Source organism: Methylobacterium sp. E-065, from assembly GCF_022829605.1.
In the GTDB taxonomy this organism is placed as follows: domain Bacteria; phylum Pseudomonadota; class Alphaproteobacteria; order Rhizobiales; family Beijerinckiaceae; genus Methylobacterium.
Genome location: NZ_JAKSYD010000054.1, coordinates 86,596 through 104,915, shown reverse-complemented (window position 1 = coordinate 104,915; position 18,320 = coordinate 86,596). Strand labels below are relative to the sequence as shown.

The following is an 18,320-nucleotide window of genomic DNA, read 5'->3' as shown; positions in this document are numbered from 1 at the left end:
GCGGCGTTCGCCGTTATCGCTGGCCCGTCGCGGGCCTCCCGCATCCGCTGAGCGCGAACGCAGCATGGCGCAGCCCGGGACGGATCCCCACGCGGAGGCGCTGTCGCCCGAGGCACGCGCGCTCTTCGACGCCCTGCCGACGCCGAGCCTGCTGCTCGATGCACAGGGCCGCGTTCGCCACGCCAACCCCGCCCTCGAACGCCTGACCGCGCAGCCGGCGGAGGCGCTGATCCGGCAGGGGCTCGACCTCATCAAGGCCCCGCACACGCAGGCCCTGCATGCGACCGCGCCCGATCCCGCCCGCGACGGCGCGCAGGAATTTTCGGCGGCGCGCGCGGACGGGACGAGTTTCTGGGCCTGTCTGACCACGGTACCGCTGCCCGGCACCCCGTTCCGGATCGGCCAGATCCTCGACATCACGACACGCCGCGAGGCCGAGGGTGCGCTCGCCCTGTCCCGGCAGCGCGAGGCGCTGGGGCTCCTGACCAACAGCGTCGCCCACGAGTTCAACAACTTCCTCCAGATCCTGATCGGCTACATCGACGGCCTGAAGCGCCGGCTCGGTGACCGCCAGGAGCCGTTCATCCAGCGGGCGATCTCCCGCTCGGCCGACGCCACCGAGCGGGCGGCCATCCTGACGCGCCAGCTCCTCGCCTATTCCCGCCGCATCGCACCGGACGTGCGGGCGGTCGATCTCGATGCCATCGTGGCGGATCTCGCGGCGCGCATCGGGCCCGATCTGCCTACCGGGATCCGCCTGACGGTCACGCCCACCGCCGGCCTGCCGCGGGCGATCAGCAACCCGACCCAGATCGAGTTCGCCGTGCGGCACCTCGTCGCCAATGCCTGCGAGGCGATGCCGTCCGGGGGCACTTTGACGCTCTCGACCTTCCGGATCGACCCCGGCGACCGGGCGATGCAGCATCCGGGGGAGGGCAGCGTCGGCATCCTCGTGGCCGATACCGGGCAAGGTATGTCGCCCGAGATGCTGGCCCGGGCGCTCGCCCCGTTCCAGACCAGCCGCGAGGCCGGCCGCGGCGCGGGCCTCGCGATCGTCCACGGCCTGATGAAGCGGCAGAACGGGACCATCACCCTCGACAGCCGGAGCGGCGTGGGGACGGAGGTACGCCTTTCGTTCCCGGCAGCACCGGATCGGACGCTGCACTAGAGGGCATGCGCTCTGTTGGATTGGCGATGATGACAGCGGACGTCACCGCGTCGTCGCGAGCGCAGGACTAAAACCCGCGCTCAGCCGTTCCCATATTGTTGCTGGCGCTCCGCGCCGTTCGGTTCTCGTCCCCAGGGGCCTGTTCATGTTGACTCAGATTTCGCGCCGCCGGCGTGTGGCCGCCCTCCTGGCGCTGGCCACAGCGTTGACCGTCGCGGCGCCCGTCGTCGAGGCCCGTCCGGGCGGCGGCGGCTCCATGGGCTCGCGCGGCTCGCGCACCTTCAACGCGCCCTCTGCCACGCCGACCGCACCCGGCGGTGGCATGACGATGCAGCGTTCGCAGACGTCTCCGTCCCCCGGGATGGGCAGCCCCGGCATGCAGGCCCCCGCGCAGGGTCGCCGGTTCGGCGGCGGCTTCTTCGCGGGCCTGCTCGGCGCCGGCCTGATCGGCGCGCTGCTCGGCGGCGGCTTCTTCGGTGGCCTCGGCGGCCTCGCCTCGATGATCGGCCTGCTGTTCCAGGTCGGTCTGGTCGTGGTCGTGGTGATGCTGGCGCTCCGCTTCTTCCGCCGCCGGAACGAGCCGGCTGGCGCGGGCGCGCCCTACACGCGCTCGTCCCTCGACGGCCAGCAGGGTCCGACCGGCCCGATGGGTGGTGCAGCCGGCGGTGCCCCCGGAGCCGGGATGTTCGGCGGCCAGCGCCCGCCGCAGACCCGTCCCGTGCAGATTGGTCCGAACGACTTTCAGGCGTTCGAGCGCCTGCTTGGCGACATCCAGGACGCCTACTCCCGTGAGGATCGCGTCACGCTCGGCAACCTGTCGACGCCCGAGATGGTCAGCTACTTCGACGAGGAGCTGCGCAACAACGCGGCCCGCGGCGTGGTGAACAAGATCACCGACGTGAAGCTGCTCCAGGGCGACCTCGCGGAATCTTGGGGGGAGGATCGCACCGACTACGCCACCGTGGCGATGCGCTACGCCCTCAAGGACGTGATGGTGGAGCGGGCCGGCGGTCGGATCGTGAGCACCGATTCGTCGGAGGCCACCGAGCTTTGGACCTTCCAGCGCCAGCCCGGCCGCGGCTGGGTGCTGTCGGCGATCCAGCAGACCCGCTGATCGCACCGCGCCCCGGCGTGGGCCGGGGCCGTTTCCCTCAAGCCGGCGCCGTCTCCGCGGGGCCGGTTTTTCTTTGGGCGTCCCACAGGTTGGCGAGGTCCACGAACCCCGACACCGGGATCTCCTCGGCCCGCGCGGTCTCGGCGAGGCCCGCGGCCTCCAGAAGGCGTCCGGCCTCCGGCGTCAGGGCCTTCAGGCTTTGGCGCAGCATCTTGCGGCGCTGGCCGAACGCCGCGCGGGTCACCGCCTCGAGCGCTCCGACGCGACAGGGCAGGGGCTCCCGTCGTGGCAGCAGCCGGACCACGCTCGACGTGACCTTGGGCGGCGGCACGAAGGCCGTGGGGCTGACGTCGAACAGGATCTCGGCCTCGGTCCGCCAGCCGCACAGCACGCCGAGGCGCCCGTAATCCGCCCGCTGTTCCGGCCCGGCGACGATCCGCTCGGCCACCTCACGCTGGAACATCAGCACGGCCTGATCCCACCAGGGCGGCCACGCCGCACCGTCGAGCCAGCCGGTGAGCAGAGCCGTGCCGACATTGTAGGGCAGGTTGGCGACGATCCGGGCCGGCCCGGACCCGATCAAAGGCCGCGGATCGAACGCGAGGGCATCGGCGTCGACCACCTCCAGGCGTCCGGGATAATGGGCGGCGATCTCGGCCAGCGCCGGCAACGCGCGGGGGTCGCGCTCGATCGCCACGACGCGGGCGGCGCCCTCGGCGAGCAGCGCCCGGGTCAGCCCGCCCGGCCCGGGGCCGACCTCGACCACCGTGACGCCCTCGAGCGGCCCCGCGGCGCGGGCGATTCGGCCCGTCAGATTGAGATCATACAAAAAGTTCTGGCCGAGCGCCTTCTTGGGTTCGAGCCCGTGCCGCGCGACGACCTCGCGGAGCGGGGGTAGACCGTCTCCGGTGCTCATAGCTCGTCCTCGGGGTCGAAGTGCCGGGCGCCGGCGGGTCTCGGCCGTCCGGCATAGACGTTGAACGGAATGTCCTCGCCGCTGGGCGTTGCGGCGGGATCGGCAGAGTTGGCGGCGAGCCGGGCGGCCAGGCGCAGGGCCGCCATGAGGCTGTCGGGCCGCGCGATCCCCTGGCCGGCGATGTCGAAGGCCGTGCCGTGGTCCGGCGAGGTGCGCACGAAGGGCAAGCCCAGGGTGACGTTCACGCCGTCGTCGAACGCGATGGTCTTGACCGGGATCAGGGCCTGGTCATGGGTCGGCGCGAGGGCGACGTCATAGGCTGCCCGGGCGCGGGCATGGAACAGGGTGTCGGCCGGGAGCGGCCCCCGGATGTCGATCCCGGCCGCGCGCAGCCGCGCCACCGCGGGGGCGAGCACGTCGCGATCCTCGTGGCCGATCGTACCGGCCTCGCCGGCATGGGGGTTGAGGCCGGCGAGCACGAGGCGCGGCTCGGGCAGGCCGAATTTCTCCTGCAGGTCCCGGGCGACGATGGTGGCGGTCTCCTCCACCAGTTCCTGCGTGAGGAGATGAGGGACATCCTTGAGCGGCACGTGGATCGTCACCGGGACCACCGACAGCCCCGCGCTCCAGATCATCATCACCGGCCGCGGCGGCGTGCGGCCGGGGGGCACCGACAGGGCCGCCAGGAACTCGGTATGGCCGGGATGGGCGAAGCCGGTCCGGGTCAGCACGAACTTGGCGATCGGGTTGGTGACAACGGCGCTGGCGCGGCCGGCCTTCACGAAGGCTACGGCGGTGGTGATCGACTCGATGGTCGCGCCCGCGTTGACGGTGTCCGGAACGCCGGGCTCGGCGCCGACAAGGGCGCCGCTTGGCAGCGGGACGACCGGCAGGGCGCTGGGAAACACCTCGGCGGCGGTCTCGGGATCAACCTCGGCCACCGGGACAAGGCGGTTCAGGCGGTTCGCGAGGCGCTCGATGAACGCCGGATCGGCCACCAGGAAGAAGGGCGGCAGCGGATCGGCACCGCCGCGCGCGAGCCAAGCGCTGAGCGCCAGTTCCGGACCGATTCCGGCGGGGTCTCCGAGGGTGAGGGCGAGGGGCGGCATGGAGGGTCTATAGCGCCCGCCGGACGCGGGCGCATCCGCGTCGCGGCCGTCCGGCGGCGATTACCGCACCGAGGCGATGCCGTCCGCCGTGGTCGCGGTGCCGACGTTCTGGCGCAGGTCCGCCTCGCCCAGCGTCTTCAGCTCGACGCGCAGCAGCACCGTCTGGTTGCGCTCGCGCACGCCCGTGGCGGTGGCGATCGGCGAGTTGATGTAGTTCAGCGAGACCGTGGTGCACTCGTCCTGATAGCCGCCACCGAAGCTTGCCCCGGAGATGTAGAACCGGCCCGGATTCTGGTAGCTCGGCACGGTCCCGATCGGGTTGACCAGATAGGAGGCCAGCGCGTCCTGATAGGTGTTGCGCACGTCGAGGTAGTGCGTGAGGTCGACCAGCAGCGAGCCGGAGATGAACCAGTTCGGCGTGATGTTGTAGGTGGCGGTGGCGGTGACGCCCTCGCGATAGTGGCTGTAGCCCAGCAGCGGCTGCGCCTCGTAGTACGAGTAGAACGCCGACAGCGTCAGCGGCAGGAATGGCGCGAACCGGGCCGTCGCCCCCGTCTCCAGGCGCGAGACGTGGAAGTCGGACTGGTTGAACCGGGCCCGGGTGATGAAGGTGATGTTCTGGTTCGGAGAAACCTGGAACCGGCCGACGAAGTCCGACCGCCGCGTCTCCAGCCCGGAATCGAGCCCGACATCGGCGATGTCGCCGCGGCGGAACGAGTTCACGCCCGCGAGCTGGACCGACTCGCCGAACAGCACGTTCGCGTACCAGCCCGACGGCGTCACCACCGAGTACTGGCCGCCGAGATTGGTGCGCACACCACCCTCGACCCGGTCGTAGCCCGAGAACTTGTCCCACTCGAACAGCGAGGTGTCGTCGAAGACGAGGCTCTGCGCGTCCTCATTGGGCAGATGGCCGATCCGCGTCTCGGAGGGGCGGGCGATGATCTGGCCGATCGGCTCCAGGGTGTGGACGCCGAGCGCGCCGAAATTGGCGACGAACGGGTAGCGGTAGTCGAGGCCGATCGCCGGCATGACCCGGCCGGACAGCCCCTGGTCGACATGGGCGATCTGCGGGACGAGGTTGTTCTGGTAGCCCGAGAAGTCCGTGCTGTTGAAGAACGCGTCGGTGCGCAGATAGGCGAAGGGCGTGAACTTCTGGCCGATGTCGTCGATGAAGCTGCGCCGCCAGGACAGCTCCGCGGAGGCGCGGGTGTTGTTGCCGGCGAGCCCCTGGATCGCGCAGGTGCCGCGCTGGAAGATCGTGCAGGTCTGGTAGAGCGGGAAGCTCACGCCGTTGACGCTCGGCGAGAACAGGTAGCTCGACGTCCGCGGCAGGCCCTGGAACTGCGTCGTCTCGCGGTTGAGGCTGGTGATGTTCGCCTGGAAGCGCACCTCGCCGCCGATCTCGGCCGGGCCGTTGATGCGCTTGTCGTAGTCGATCACCGGCGCGACGATCGGCTGCTGCTTCTGCCAGTCGAAGCTCGACAGGCCCTTGAAGTAGTAGCCCCGCGCCTCGAACCACGAACGGTCGCCCTGGCCGATCAGGTAGGCGGTCGAGGTCGCCTCGCGGAAATAATCCGTGGTGATGTTCTGGTTGCGGATCCGGTAATTGTCGAGGAACCACTTGTCGGTGACGCCGACGAGGTCCCAGCCGGCGCGCCAGCGCGGGTTGATGTAGAACCGGCCCTGGGACTCGACCGAGCCGCGGAAGTCCCGCTCGCCGGCGCCGAGCGGGCTCGGCAGGAAGGCCGAGGGCGTGGTCTGCGAGATGCCCGACAGGCGCAGGTTGTAGAAGCCGTTGTCGACGCGCTGGCGGAACTCGCCCTGCGCCAGGAGGCCCTGGCGGCTGAGCACGGTCGGCGTCAGGGTCAGGTCGTAGTTCGGCGCGAGATCCACGAAGTAGGGGATCGACACGCCGGTGCCGAGCGCCGTGGTGCTGACGAAGCGCGGCGTCAGGAAGCCGGTCTTGCGCTTCACCGTCGGATCCGGCGCCTCGAAATACGGCAGGTAGGCGACCGGGATGCCGGCGAGTTCAAGCGTCGATTCGTCGAAGTAGACCGTGTGGGTCTCGTTGTCGTGGATGATCTTCTTCGCCTTGATCTGCCAGAGCGGCGGCGTCTCGGGATGGTCCTTGCAGGGCTCGCAGGCGGTGTAGCTGCCGGACTCGAAGCTCGTCTGCTCGCCGTTCAGGCGCTCGGCCCGGGGCGCAGAGAAGCGGGTGCGCACGGTCTCGAACTTGCGCTGCACCGTCTGCTGGCCGCGGAAGGCATCGACGAAGCCGGTCTTGAAGTCGTCGGTGAGTTCCATGCGCTCGCCGGTCACCACGCCGCCATCGGCTTCGGTGAGGCGGACGTTGCCCTCGGCGAAGACCCGGCCGGTGTTCCGGTCGTAGCGCACCCGGTTGGCCTGCAGGGTCCGGGGCCCGTAATGCAGCTCGGCATTGCCGCGCGCGGTCACCGTGCTGTGGTCGTTGTCGTAGATCAGCTCGTCGGCCTCGACCAACAGCTTGTCGCCGGGCTTGCCGGTCCTGAGCTCCGGCAGGCCTTGCGCGTGCGCCGACAGGCCACCCGCCAGCGGCGCGGCGAGCGCCAGCATGAACAGGAGACCCGCCTTCCGCAGGATGTCGGCGACCTTACGCAACGCGTGTCCCAACCCCTGTGACGTCAACCGCCACCAACCCCACCACCGGTCTCCCTGCCCACGCGTGACCGCGAGCGTCAGCCGTCTTCCTGGTACAGAAGCGTGAGCGTACCGAGAAGACTGCCTACCACGGCGGGGAACCAGGCCGCCACCGGTGCGGCGACGAGACCGGACGCTCCGAGCCCCTCCATGACCTGTCGGATCACGTAGAGGGCGAAGCCGGCCGCGACGCCTCCGAGGACGAGTTTGCCAACACCACCAAAGCGGAAGAACCGTAAGGAAACGGTTGCAGCGACGATCACCATCGCAACGAAGAGGATGGGTCTTGCCCACAGGACATCGTACTGGAGGCGGTATCGGGTGGCATCCAAACCGGCCCGCTCGGTCCGTGCGATCGTTGTGGGGAGTTGCCAGAAAGGCACAGATTCCGGGGGTGTGAAGCGCTGCCGGACCTGCCCGGGGTCGAGATTCGAGGCGATCAGGTAGGTGTCGAACGACTCAGGCGGCGCGTCCGGTGTGAGAACGCGCACATCGGTCAGCTCCCAATAGCCGTCGTGGAGCGTGGCGTGGGCGGCCACCAGCTGGTCCACGAACTTGCCCGACGCGTCGAACGCGAAGACCGAAACGCCCGACAGGATCGTGGTGCCCTCGATCGCGGTCTCGGCGCGCAGGATCGCCTCGCCGTCGACGCCCCTCTGGCGGATCCAGAGATCCTTGCCGGAACTCGCCTTCGTGGCCTTGGCGAAGATCTTCGCCTCGATCTCGGTGGAGCGCTGCTTCAGCATCGCCGAGACCGGGTTGTAGATCCCGACCGCCGCCGCACCCAGGGCCAGCGCCACGAAGATCCCGGGCTGCAGGAACTGCCACGCCGAGATGCCGGCCGCCCGGGCCACCACCAGCTCCAGCTTGCGCGAGAGTTGGAGCAGGGCCGCCATCGAGCCGAACAGGACCGCGAAGGGCAGCACGCCCTCGGCCACCGCGGGGGTCCGGTAGAGGGAGAGCTGCGCCATCAGCCCGGTGGAGGCGCCCTGGGTCTCGCCGGCGCGGCGCAACAGCTCCACGAAATCGAGGGTGTAGACCAGCGCGAAAACGGTGACGAAGACGCCGAGCACCGTACGAGCGAAGCGGGCGGCGAAGTAGCGCCCCAGAGTTGGGCCGATGAACATGGCCGGGTCAGGTCGCCGGCGCGAGACGGCGGCCGGGCAGCAGATCCCGCAGCCCTCGCGCCATCGCAGCGTTGAACGCCCGCACCCGGGGCCCGAAGAAGATCACGAGACAGGACAGGCCGATGGCGAGCAGCGGCACGCCGTAGACCGCCGCCACCGCCGCCTGGCTGCGCGCCGCAGCACTGACCGCCGCGAAGCCCGCGATGCGCAACCCCACCACCGCGAGGATCGCCCCCGCGATGGCGAGCCCGCGCCCCTGCCGGGTGGTGCGGGGGTCGCCGAGCGCCGCGAACGCGATGAAGGCGAATGCCAGCGGGTACAGGCAGGCGGAGAGCCGGTCGTGCAGCTCGGCCCGGAAGCGGCCCTTCTGCAGCTTGTAGTAGCCCTCGCTCGCATCGGGGAACAGGAGCTGCGTGGTCGAGCGCTCGCGCGGCTTGTAGATCGTGTCGGCATCCGGGGGCGCGAAGGCCGCGAGGTCGATCGTGTAGCGCTCGAAGGTCAGGATCGAGGAATCGCGCGAGTCCGTCTGTTGCTGATGGACGCTGCCATTCTCCAGGATCAGGTAGCTCTGCCCGTCGATATCGACGGCGTTGCCCCGGTCGGCGAGGTAGACCTTGGTCTTGCCGGCCTCGCGGCGGTCCTGAATGAACAGGCCCTTGAGGGTGCCCCCGGGTCCGCGCTCGCGGAAATGGAAGGTGATGCCGTTGTCGAGCTGGGTGAACTGCCCCTCCTTGACGACGTTGGCGATGAAGTCGCCGCGCACCCGGGTGATGACGTCGCGCAGCTCCTGGAAGCTCGCCGGCATCACGACGACCACCAGGAACCCGATCACGAAGCTGACGATCACCGCGAGCCTGCGGAACGGGCGCAGGAGCGCCCGGGGCGGCATGCCGGCCGCCGACATCACGATCAGCTCGGAATCGCCGTTGAGCTTGTTGAGGGCGTAGATCGTGCCGATGAACAGGGCCACCGGGGCGATCACGACGATCAGCGTCGGCAGTGACAATCCCGTGACGAACAGGAAGACGAGCAGCGTCTGCCCCTTCGCGGTCACGAGGTCGAGCTCGCGCAGGGCCTGCGTCAGCCAGATGGTGCCGGTCAGCCCGATCAGGCAGGCCAAGGTGGCGCCCAGGGCGATCCGGAAGATGTAGCGCTCGATCTGCCTCATCGGCCCGGCAGTTCCGCTCGTTCCTTCGCACCCTCACCGCGGGATGACCCGACAAAAGGGGCGATTCGAGGGCTTTCGCGCCGCGTTGCGTTCTTCGTCTCAGCGGCTACACAGGGCGGATGGCCTGTGCGGGCACCGCGCGGCCTCGGGGTGCGGCTCCGGACAAGCGGGCCAAGGGGCGGCACGAGTAGCGGCAGGGATGGCGGCGGGTATGGCGGACGGTATCGAGATCGGTTTCGGTCCCCTGGAGTCGAGCGGGCCGGGCCCGGGTGGATCCGGCGATCTCGTCGTTTTCGTCGGCGAAGACTTGGCCCTCGGATCAGCGGCCCGGGAGATCATCGGTGCGTCCGGCGCCGATCTCGTCACCCGCGCGGCCGCCTCGGAAAAGTTCAAGGGCCGCTCGCTCAGCGCGATGAGCCTGCCGGCGCCCGCGGGCGTCTCGGCGGATCGCCTCGTGGTCGTGGGACTCGGCTCCGACAAGGACCGCGCCAAGACCGACTGGCCGGCGCTCGGCGGCTTCACGGCCGGCAAGGTCTCGGGCCGCACCGCCCGCGTGGTGCTCGACTGGCCGGGCGCGACGGTGTCGGCCCGCGAGGCCGGCGAGTTCGCCCTGGGTGCGCGCCTGCGCAGCTACACCTTCGACCGCTACAAGACCAAGAAGAAGCCCGATGCCGAGGACAAGGCCGGGACGTCGTTGACCCTGCTGCTCTCCGACCATGCCACGGCCTCCGGCGAGGGGGAGGGCGCCCGGACGCTCGCCGACAGCGTGATCCTGGCACGCAACCTCGTGAACGAGCCGCCGAACGTGCTCTTCCCCGAGGAGTTCGCCAAGCGCGCCTCGGAACTCGACAAGCTCGGCGTCGAGATCGAGGTGCTGGAGCCCGCCCGGATGCGCGAGCTCGGCATGGGCGCGCTGCTCGCGGTGGCGCAGGGCTCCGTCCGTGAGCCGCGGATCGTGATCATGCGCTGGAACGGCGGCGCCGCCGGCGAGGCACCCGTAGCCCTGATCGGCAAGGGCGTGATCTTCGATTCCGGCGGCATCTCGATCAAGCCGGGCGGCGGCATGGAGGACATGAAGGGCGACATGGGCGGCGCGGCCGCGGTGGTCGGGGCGCTCCACGCCCTCGCGTCGCGGAAGGCGCGAGCCAATGTGATCGGCGCCATCGGCATCGTCGAGAACATGCCGGATGGCGGCGCCTACCGCCCGTCCGACATCATCACCTCCATGTCCGGCCAGACCATCGAGGTCATCAACACCGATGCCGAGGGCCGGCTCGTGCTCGCCGACGTGATCACCCACGTGGTCCGCAGCTACAAGCCGAAGGCGATGGTGGACCTCGCGACGCTGACCGGGGCGATCATCGTGGCTCTGGGCCAGGACATCGCCGGAATGTTCTCGAACGACGACACGCTGGCGGGCAACATTCATGCGGCGGGCGAGGCCACGGGCGAGAAGGTCTGGCGGATGCCGCTGATCCCCGCCTACGACAAGGCGATCGACTCCAAGTTCGCCGACATGAAGAACACCGGTGGTCGTCACGGCGGCGCGGCGACGGCGGCCTCGTTCATCAAGCGCTACGTCGAGGAGGTGCCGTGGGCGCATCTCGACATCGCGGGCGTGGCGATGTCGTCCAATGCCAGCGAGATCAACCGCAGCTGGGGTGCCGGCTGGGGCGTGCGCCTGCTCGACCGGCTGGTGCGGGACCATTACGAGGCGAAGTAGGCTTGAGGCGCAGATCGGCGGCGTGGAGCCGAGCATGAGGCCTGCGCCGCCGACAGCGATTGATCCGGCCGGCGTGGCTCCGGCTGCCGGGCGACGTACCGGCACGCGGTGGCTGGCGGCCCTCGGGCCGATCCTGGCCATGCTGCTCGCCCTGGTCCTCGTCGCGGCGACCGGTCTCAGCCAACGCTCGGCGATGCCGGAGGCGGTCGAACCCTGGGTGTTCGGGTATTTCGCCGGGCGCTACCCGCTCTTCGTCTTCGCCCTCGTCTACGGGCTCGCCCATCTCGCCCGCGTGGCCGCAGGGCCCGGGCCAGCCTCGATCCCGCGGCGCATTGCGTTCGGCCTCTTGGGCGCGGCGGTCCTGCTGCTGGCGGGGCTCTATCCGACCTTCGGCGGCGTGATCCTGCGCGCCGGCTTCGCCACCGGCGGGATGGCATTCCTGACCCACCAGCCCCTGTGGCTGGCCTACGCGCTCGGAGCCGGCGTGGCGGCGGCCCTGTTCGGCGGCATTCTCGGCTTGTTCGCCATCGTGGCGAGTCGCCCGCTGCGACCGCGACTCAGGCGGTTCGGCGCGGGGGCACTCGCCTTCCTGGCGCTCTGGTTCGGCGCGGCCGTGATCGGTCTGTCCAGCACGCTCGGCCTCGGCCCCTGGCCGCTCAGGGCGCTGCGCATCGACGAAGTTGGCTTGGCGGCCCTGCTTCTGGCCGTCGCCGCCTTGCCGCACGCTGCGTTGACGACACTGCGACGGCTTCGTCCGGCCTCCTGAGCGCACCGCCTTGCGAGGCGCGCGCCGTTCCCGCAGAGTCAGCCCGTTCCGCGTTGAGGGACTCGGCCGTCGAGAGCCGGGCCCGGGGGAGGCTTCACGATGCATGAGGCGAACGTGATCGATCACGGCGCGCAGGCGCTGCCGTCCAGAATGATGCCGCACTCACCGGCCGGCGACGAAGCGGCGCGGCCCTGGCTGGCGTCGTATCCCCCGAGCGTACCGGCCGAGATCGATCTGGCGCGACTCGGCACCCTGGTCGACCTGTTCGAGACCAGCGCGGCGACCTTCTCGGACCGCCCGGCGATGCTGTGCTTCGGCTCGGCCATGACCTACGCCACGCTGAGCCAGCAGGCGCGCGACCTCGCCGCGTGGCTTCAGGCGGAAGGCTTGGCCAAGGGCGACCGCGTCGCCATCATGCTGCCGAACGTGCCGGCCTACGCGGTGGCGATCTTCGGCGTCCTGCTGGCGGGCGGGACGGTCGTGAACACCAATCCCCTCTACACGCCCCGGGAACTCACGCAGCAGCTCAACGATTCCGGCGCGCGGATCCTGATCGTCCTGGAGAATTTCGGCGCCACGGTCGCGTCCGCCCTGCCGGATCTCACACTGAAACGCGTCGTCCTGGTCGGACCCGGGGATGGACTCGGCCTGAAGGGCCGCGTGATCAACCTCGCCAGCCGGCACGTGCGCAAGGCGGTGCCGCCGTTCCGGCTGCCGGAGGGGCTCGCACTGCCCTTCGCCGCACTGCTCCGCCAGGGCCGCGCGCTGCCCCGGGCCACGGCCAAGGTCGGCCCGGAGGACCTGGCGTTCCTGCAATACACGGGTGGCACCACGGGCATCGCCAAGGCGGCGATGCTGAGCCACCGCAACATCATGGCGAATGTCGAGCAGTCGCAGCTCTGGTTCGACTCGAAAGATCCGACCATCGAGCGCTGTGCCGTCACGGCGCTGCCGCTCTACCACATCTTCGCGCTGACCGCGTGCTTCTTCCAGTTCATGCGCAGCGGCGGATCGTGCCTGCTGATCCCCAACCCGCGCGACTGCGACGGGATGGTCAAGACGCTGAGCCGCTATCGCTTCACCTGTCTGATGGGCGTCAACACGCTGTTCAACGTGCTGATCAACCACCCGAAAATCGGCACGGTGGACTTCTCGCACCTCGATTTCGTGGTCGGCGGCGGAACGGCGGTCCAGCGTGCCGTGGCCGAGCGTTGGAAGGCGCTCACCGGCAACACGATCATCGAGGGCTACGGCCTGTCGGAAACGTCTCCGGTCGTCTGCGTCAACCCGCGGGGGATGCGCGAATTTTCCGGTACGATCGGCTTCCCGCTGCCCTCCACCGAAGTCTCGATCCGCGACGCGGCCGGCGAGCCGGTCCCGCCCGGACAGCCGGGGGAGATCTGCGTGCGCGGCCCCCAGGTGATGTGCGGCTACTGGAACCGGGCGGACGAGACGGCCCGTGCCATGACGGCGGACGGTTTCTTCCGCACCGGCGACGTCGCGATCATGTTGCCGGACGGCCAGTTCAAGATCGTCGACCGGATGAAGGATATGATCCTCGTCTCCGGCTTCAACGTCTATCCGAACGAGGTGGAAGAGGTGCTCGCGGCCCATCCCGGCGTGCTCGAATGCGCGGTGGTCGGCAAGCCGAATGCGGAGACCGGTGAGATGGTGGTGGCCCACGTGGTGCTGAAGGATCCGTCCCTCGCGCCCGATGCGATCCGGGCCCATGCACGCACGCAGCTCACCGGCTACAAGGTCCCGCGCCAGATCGTACTCCACGAGGCCCTGCCCAAGACCAACGTCGGCAAGGTGCTGCGGCGGGTGCTGCGGGACGAGACGCCGGGGGCCGGATGACGACCCGCGACGCCCTGACGCGTAACCGCCCGGCCGCGCTCGCCGAAAGGTGAGGCTGCGGCGCTTGCAGCCCTGTCGGCCTGGGCCGATCTGTGAGTTGTAGGCGCGCGAAACGCGAAGAGGCGGCGATGTTGATCAAGCGCAAACGCGGCTGGGAGATCCCGGAGCATCTCGTCACCCCGGAATCCCTGTTCCTCAATCGGCGCGCGCTGATCGGCGGTGCGGCCGGGCTCGCCGCCGGCTCACTCCTCGGTGGCCGAACCGCCCTGGCGGCCGCGGGCGACCCGTCGCTCTATCCGGCGCCGCAGAACCCTGCCTACACCCTCGACCGGCCGGTGACGTCCGAACGGTTCAGCGGCGACTACAACAACTTCTACGAGTTCGGCACGTCCAAGACCGTGCTGCCGGCCGCGAACGCGCTCAAGACCCAGCCCTGGATTCTGAAGATCGACGGGCTGGTCGAGAAGCCGTTCGAGATCGGCGTGGACGATCTCATCCGGAAGGTCGGCCTGGAGGAGCGGCTGTACCGCCACCGCTGCGTCGAGGCGTGGTCGATGGCGGTGCCGTGGACCGGCTTCCCGCTCGCGAAGCTGGTGGCGCTGGCCAAGCCGACGTCGGGGGCGAAGTACATCCGCTTCGAGACCTTCATGGACAAGGCGATGGCCCCGGGCCAGCGCGCCTTCTACTACCCCTGGCCTTACACCGAAGGCCTGACGCTGGCCGAGGCTGGGAACGACCTCGCCTTCGTGGTGACGGGCGTCTACGGCAAGCCGCTGCCCAACCAGTTCGGCGCGCCGATCCGCATCGCGGTGCCGTGGAAGTACGGCTTCAAATCGGCGAAATCGATCGTGAAGGTGTCGTTCACGGCCGATCGGCCGAAGACCTTTTGGGAGGGTCTGCAGGCGTCCGAGTACGGTTTCTGGGCCAACGTGAACCCGGCCGTGCCGCATCCGCGCTGGAGCCAGGCGACCGAGCGCGTACTCGGCACCGACCAGCGCGTGCCGACACTGATCTATAACGGCTACGGCGAGCAGGTCGCTGGGCTCTACAAGGGTCTGGAGGGCGAGCGGCTGTTCGTCTGACCCCTTCCGCTTCGTCCGCACTCCCGCCTCAGGGCGGACAGGCGTTGGCGCGCTCGAAGGCCTGCAGCTGGGCGACCGTCTGCTGCTCCGAGCGCGACAGACGCACGTCCCGCATCGCGTCGTAGCGGCAATCGGCATTGCCGAAGGTCCGGATCGTCCGCTCCGTGCGGAAGCAATAGCCTGCCTGCTTGTAGATCAGGTTGCGCTGATACCAAGCTTCTTGGCAGTCATCCGCCCGCACGCTCGTGGTCAGGCACAGGACTACCGGGATCGCAGCCAACAACACGTTGCGCATCGATTGCCTCCCGTCTCGCGGGAGGCAATAGCCGTCCGACCTCAATAGGTCCAGCGCTGCGCCTTCGATACGAGGAAGTCGCGGAATGCCTGGACCCGGGCGACCGACCGCATCTCCTCGGCGTAAACGAGGTAGCTCTCCAGGCTCGGCATCTCGGTCTCGCGCAGGACCTGCACGAGCTGCTGGTCGCCATCCACCGCGTAGTCGGGCAGGATTCCGATGCCCGCGCCGGCCTCCATCGCGCGTTGCAGCGCGCCGATATTGTTCACCGTCAGATGGACCTGGCGCCTCTCGCGGCCTTCCCGTCCGGCATCGGCCAGCCAATGGGCGGCGAGCAGGTAGGACGGCTCGTTGCCGCCGAACGAGACGAGGCGATGGTCGTCGAGATCGTCGACCGATTTGGGCTCGCCGAAGCGCTTGACGTAATCCTGGCTCGCGAAGGCGTGGTAGTGGACGGTGAATAAGCGCCGCTGGATCAGGTCGGGCTGGGCCGGGCGGCGCATGCGAATCGCCACGTCGGCCTCGCGCATTGCGAGATCCAACTCCTCGTTGGTGAGGATCAGTTCGATCCGCACGTCCGGGTAGAGATCAAGGAATTCACCGACCCGCTGGGACAACCAGGAGGTGCCGAGGCCCACCGTCGTGGTCACCTTGAGATCACCGGTCGGCCGCTCGGCGGTCTCGACGAGACGGGCTCGGGTATTCTCCAGCCGCAGCTTCATGTCCCGGGCAGCCCGGAACAGCAGGTCGCCCTGCTCGGTGAGGAGGAGGCCCCGTGCGTGGCGATGGAACAGCGGTGCCTTCAGCTCGCGCTCCAGGGCACTGATCTGACGGCTGACTGCTGACTGGCTGAGCCCGATATCGTCACCCGCCTTGGTGAAGCTGCCCGCCTCGGCGACGTTCAGGAAGATCCGGATCTTGTCCCAGTCCAAGGCGAGAATCCCTACCAGCGCAAGCCCGCTCTCGGTGCCCGAACGCGGCGGACACGTGGCGTAGCGGGCGGATCACCGGGCGAGCTGCGCGGCGCCGACGATTGAGAAACACGCGCGGCGTCGCGCGGGTATGCGTGAGATGCATCCCGGCGCAGTCGATACTCCTATGCGCACGGCGCATGGTCGAGCGCAAGCGCATGGATCAGGAATCTCGTGCAAGACCGCGCTTCCGCAGCACAATCACAGCCGCACGTGGCGTTACTGGGGAATGTTGGCCTACTCGGCCGCCGCAGCCTGGACAGGATTCTCGCCGATCTCGAGGTTTGCCAGGAATTTTTCCGCCTCCAGCGCGGCCATGCAGCCCATGCCGGCGGCCGTAATCGCCTGCCGGTAGACGTCATCCGTCACATCGCCCGCCGCGTAAACGCCGGGAATGTCGGTCTCCGTTGTGCCGGGCTTGACGGTCAGGTAACCGCCGTGGCGCATCGGCAGCTGCCCCTCGAAGATCGCGGTCGCCGGCTGGTGGCCGATCGCCACGAACACCCCGTCCGCCTTAACCTCGCTGATTTCGCCGGAGCGCGGGTCCTTCAAACGGACATGGGTGACGCCCGGCGCAGGCTTCAGCGCGCCGCAGATCTCGGCGATCTCCCGGTGCCAGAGCACCTCCACGTTCGGGTGCTTGAACAGGCGCTCCTGCAGGATCCGCTCGGCCCGGAACGCATCGCGGCGGTGGACCACCGTGACCTTGCTGGCGATGTTGGCGAGATAGAGCGCCTCCTCGACCGCGGTGTTGCCGCCGCCCACCACCACGACCTCCTTGCCGCGGAAGAAGAAGCCGTCACAGGTGGCGCAGGCCGAGACGCCGCCGCCCTGGAAGGTCGCCTCGGAGGGGATCCCGAGCCATTTGGCCTGGGCGCCGGTGGCGATGATCAGCGCGTCGCACGAATAGGTCTCGCCCGAATCGGCCTCCAACCGGAACGGCCGCTGCTTCAGATCGACCTTCGTGATGTACTCGGAGACGATCCGGGTGCCGACATGCTCGGCCTGAAGCCGCATCTGCTCCATCAGCCACGGTCCCTGGATCGCCTCGGCAAAGCCCGGATAGTTCTCGACATCCGTGGTGATCATGAGCTGGCCGCCCGGCTGAAAGCCCGAGATCAGCAGCGGCTCGACCATGGCGCGCGCCGCGTAGATCGCCGCCGTGTAGCCGGCCGGCCCCGAGCCGATGATCACCAGCTTGGCGTGGGTATGGGCCATCTCTCGGTCTCCTCAGGCGTGGTCGGCCGTGCGGTGCGCAGCATAGGCGGTCGCAAGCGCCTGCGCGATCACCGGCGTCGCGTCGATGGGCTTGTACGACAGATCCACCAACTGACCGGTGAACGGCCGCAGGGCTCCGGCGATCGCCAGCCCGGCGAACATCCGCCGATGCCGGATATAGGTACGCGGCAGGTCGAACAGCAGAACCGGCGCGCCGGTGGCTACGGCCTCGCTCACCATATTGGCCGAATCGGACGTGACCACGATCGCCTCGGCCAGGGCCAGCATGGCGACGTAGGGATTCTCGCCGGTCCCGTCCCAGAGGAAGCCGCCGGTCTCCGCGGTCAGCGCCTTCACGGCATTCCGCAGCGGATCGGGGGTCCGGCGGGAGATCGTCACCATCAACCGGCACCCCTTGTCGACCAGCGAGCGCAGGTCGCCGACGAGGCGGACCATATCGGTCTTGCGGTAGCTCAGGTGGCGGCTGTCACCGCCGACCAGGACGGCCACCCGTGGCCCGTCGAGCTGCGCGAGGCGTGGGTCGGGCCGGGCGCGGGCGACGGCGAGGCGCGCTGCAGTCACGAGATGCGGTGCCGTCAGCGTGGTGAAGACGTTCGGGCCGCGCAGGTCGTCGTAATCCGGGACCCAGATGAAGTCGGCGCAGTCGTCGCCGGTGCGCGGATCCTTGAGAAAAGCCGTGAAGGTGCGCCCGCCTGTGGCGCGCCGCACCGCGCGCAGGTAGGGCACCGACCTGCGCCCGGAGGCGATCAGGATGTCGGGATAGGGGCCCGCGAGGGCACCGGCCCTACGCCGGGGGCCCTCCCGCGGATCGATAGGGCCCCAAGGCGCCATCCAGCCGAACGGCCCGGAGGCCGGAACCTGCCGGATCTCGAAGGCAACGCCCAATGTCTCGGCGATTCCGACGCACTGGTTCTCGTCGCCTGCCTTGCCGTCCGTAACGATCCAAGCGCGGGCGCGGGCCAGTTCGGGCAGCGGTTCGGACCGCGCATCCGGGCGGTTGCCCGAAGCAGGTTTCGCCTCCGTGACGTCAGTGCTTGCCATGCGCCTTGCTCGAAAAACCCGCTCTGCTCCGCTGCCGAGCCCGACCGTCAGGACACCGCATTTAG

Annotated in this window: 15 protein-coding genes; 6 read left to right on the top strand and 9 right to left on the bottom strand. The window is 69.3% G+C overall.

The window, feature by feature from the left end; genetic code table 11:
- Positions 1 to 64 precede the first annotated feature (64 nt).
- Positions 65 to 1,168, top strand: coding sequence for a two-component system sensor histidine kinase NtrB (locus MKK84_RS05140; protein ID WP_243917140.1), 1,104 nt, complete (start codon positions 65 to 67; stop codon positions 1,166 to 1,168).
- Positions 1,169 to 1,313: 145 nt separating this feature from the next.
- Positions 1,314 to 2,282, top strand: coding sequence for a TIM44-like domain-containing protein (locus MKK84_RS05135; protein WP_243917139.1), 969 nt, complete (start codon positions 1,314 to 1,316; stop codon positions 2,280 to 2,282).
- A gap of 37 nt (positions 2,283 to 2,319) precedes the next feature.
- Here the strand turns inward: MKK84_RS05135 and rsmA are convergent, their stop codons facing one another.
- From rsmA to lptF, 5 genes are all read right to left on the bottom strand, one after another.
- Positions 2,320 to 3,198, bottom strand: coding sequence for a 16S rRNA (adenine(1518)-N(6)/adenine(1519)-N(6))-dimethyltransferase RsmA (rsmA, locus tag MKK84_RS05130; protein WP_243917137.1), 879 nt, complete (start codon positions 3,196 to 3,198; stop codon positions 2,320 to 2,322).
- On the bottom strand, positions 3,195 to 4,307 hold the full coding sequence (pdxA, locus tag MKK84_RS05125) for a 4-hydroxythreonine-4-phosphate dehydrogenase PdxA (RefSeq protein WP_243917135.1): 1,113 nt from the start codon (positions 4,305 to 4,307) through the stop codon (positions 3,195 to 3,197). The genes rsmA and pdxA overlap by 4 nt, the downstream gene beginning before the upstream one ends.
- Before the next feature lie 60 nt (positions 4,308 to 4,367).
- Positions 4,368 to 6,947: an LPS-assembly protein LptD gene (locus tag MKK84_RS05120; protein ID WP_243917133.1), complete on the bottom strand. Its 2,580-nt coding sequence runs from the start codon at positions 6,945 to 6,947 to the stop codon at positions 4,368 to 4,370.
- Positions 6,948 to 7,024: 77 nt separating this feature from the next.
- Positions 7,025 to 8,113 (bottom strand): LPS export ABC transporter permease LptG, encoded by a 1,089-nt coding sequence (gene lptG, locus MKK84_RS05115; RefSeq protein ID WP_243917131.1) that lies wholly within the window; start codon positions 8,111 to 8,113, stop codon positions 7,025 to 7,027.
- 7 nt (positions 8,114 to 8,120) lie between these two features.
- Positions 8,121 to 9,281 (bottom strand): LPS export ABC transporter permease LptF, encoded by a 1,161-nt coding sequence (gene lptF / locus MKK84_RS05110; protein ID WP_243917129.1) that lies wholly within the window; start codon positions 9,279 to 9,281, stop codon positions 8,121 to 8,123.
- A 211-nt stretch (positions 9,282 to 9,492) separates the two neighbouring features.
- Between lptF and MKK84_RS05105 the strand changes: the two genes are divergently transcribed.
- From MKK84_RS05105 to msrP, 4 genes are all read left to right on the top strand, one after another.
- Positions 9,493 to 11,004, top strand: a complete 1,512-nt coding sequence (locus tag MKK84_RS05105) for a leucyl aminopeptidase (RefSeq protein ID WP_243917126.1) — start codon at positions 9,493 to 9,495, stop codon at positions 11,002 to 11,004.
- Between the two features lie 34 nt (positions 11,005 to 11,038).
- A complete protein-coding gene (locus MKK84_RS05100; protein ID WP_243917119.1) occupies positions 11,039 to 11,770 on the top strand; it encodes a hypothetical protein in 732 nt (243 codons plus the stop codon).
- A 99-nt stretch (positions 11,771 to 11,869) separates the two neighbouring features.
- Positions 11,870 to 13,627, top strand: a complete 1,758-nt coding sequence (locus MKK84_RS05095; RefSeq protein WP_409566442.1) for an AMP-binding protein — start codon at positions 11,870 to 11,872, stop codon at positions 13,625 to 13,627.
- Between the two features lie 128 nt (positions 13,628 to 13,755).
- On the top strand, positions 13,756 to 14,709 hold the full coding sequence (gene msrP, locus MKK84_RS05090) for a protein-methionine-sulfoxide reductase catalytic subunit MsrP (RefSeq protein WP_243917117.1): 954 nt from the start codon (positions 13,756 to 13,758) through the stop codon (positions 14,707 to 14,709).
- A 28-nt stretch (positions 14,710 to 14,737) separates the two neighbouring features.
- Here msrP and MKK84_RS05085 read toward each other — a convergent pair whose 3' ends face one another.
- The 4 genes from MKK84_RS05085 to MKK84_RS05070 all read right to left on the bottom strand — a co-directional run bounded on the left by MKK84_RS05085 (position 14,738) and on the right by MKK84_RS05070 (position 18,255).
- The gene (locus tag MKK84_RS05085) at positions 14,738 to 15,004 is read right to left on the bottom strand and encodes a YARHG domain-containing protein (RefSeq protein WP_243917116.1); all 267 of its coding nucleotides are present in this window, start codon (positions 15,002 to 15,004) and stop codon (positions 14,738 to 14,740) included.
- 41 nt (positions 15,005 to 15,045) lie between these two features.
- Positions 15,046 to 15,936, bottom strand: a complete 891-nt coding sequence (locus MKK84_RS05080) for a LysR family transcriptional regulator (RefSeq protein ID WP_243917114.1) — start codon at positions 15,934 to 15,936, stop codon at positions 15,046 to 15,048.
- 276 nt (positions 15,937 to 16,212) lie between these two features.
- Complete coding sequence (gene trxB, locus MKK84_RS05075) at positions 16,213 to 17,193, bottom strand: thioredoxin-disulfide reductase (RefSeq protein ID WP_243917112.1); 981 nt, start codon at positions 17,191 to 17,193, stop codon at positions 16,213 to 16,215.
- 12 nt (positions 17,194 to 17,205) lie between these two features.
- Positions 17,206 to 18,255, bottom strand: a complete 1,050-nt coding sequence (locus MKK84_RS05070) for a mitochondrial fission ELM1 family protein (protein WP_243917110.1) — start codon at positions 18,253 to 18,255, stop codon at positions 17,206 to 17,208.
- Between the last annotated feature and the right edge of the window lie 65 nt (positions 18,256 to 18,320).

Bases quoted from the DNA above. Each gene is read 5' to 3' on its own strand.
- MKK84_RS05140 (WP_243917140.1), top strand. From the start codon at position 65: ATGGCGCAGCCCGGGACGGATCCCCACGCGGAGGCGCTGTCGCCCGAG.
- MKK84_RS05135 (WP_243917139.1), top strand. From the start codon at position 1,314: ATGTTGACTCAGATTTCGCGCCGCCGGCGTGTGGCCGCCCTCCTGGCG.
- rsmA (WP_243917137.1), bottom strand. From the start codon at position 3,198: ATGAGCACCGGAGACGGTCTACCCCCGCTCCGCGAGGTCGTCGCGCGG.
- pdxA (WP_243917135.1), bottom strand. From the start codon at position 4,307: ATGCCGCCCCTCGCCCTCACCCTCGGAGACCCCGCCGGAATCGGTCCG.
- lptG (WP_243917131.1), bottom strand. From the start codon at position 8,113: ATGTTCATCGGCCCAACTCTGGGGCGCTACTTCGCCGCCCGCTTCGCT.
- lptF (WP_243917129.1), bottom strand. From the start codon at position 9,281: ATGAGGCAGATCGAGCGCTACATCTTCCGGATCGCCCTGGGCGCCACC.
- MKK84_RS05105 (WP_243917126.1), top strand. From the start codon at position 9,493: ATGGCGGACGGTATCGAGATCGGTTTCGGTCCCCTGGAGTCGAGCGGG.
- MKK84_RS05100 (WP_243917119.1), top strand. From the start codon at position 11,039: ATGAGGCCTGCGCCGCCGACAGCGATTGATCCGGCCGGCGTGGCTCCG.
- MKK84_RS05095 (WP_409566442.1), top strand. From the start codon at position 11,870: ATGCATGAGGCGAACGTGATCGATCACGGCGCGCAGGCGCTGCCGTCC.
- msrP (WP_243917117.1), top strand. From the start codon at position 13,756: ATGTTGATCAAGCGCAAACGCGGCTGGGAGATCCCGGAGCATCTCGTC.
- MKK84_RS05085 (WP_243917116.1), bottom strand. From the start codon at position 15,004: ATGCGCAACGTGTTGTTGGCTGCGATCCCGGTAGTCCTGTGCCTGACC.
- trxB (WP_243917112.1), bottom strand. From the start codon at position 17,193: ATGGCCCATACCCACGCCAAGCTGGTGATCATCGGCTCGGGGCCGGCC.
- MKK84_RS05070 (WP_243917110.1), bottom strand. From the start codon at position 18,255: ATGGCAAGCACTGACGTCACGGAGGCGAAACCTGCTTCGGGCAACCGC.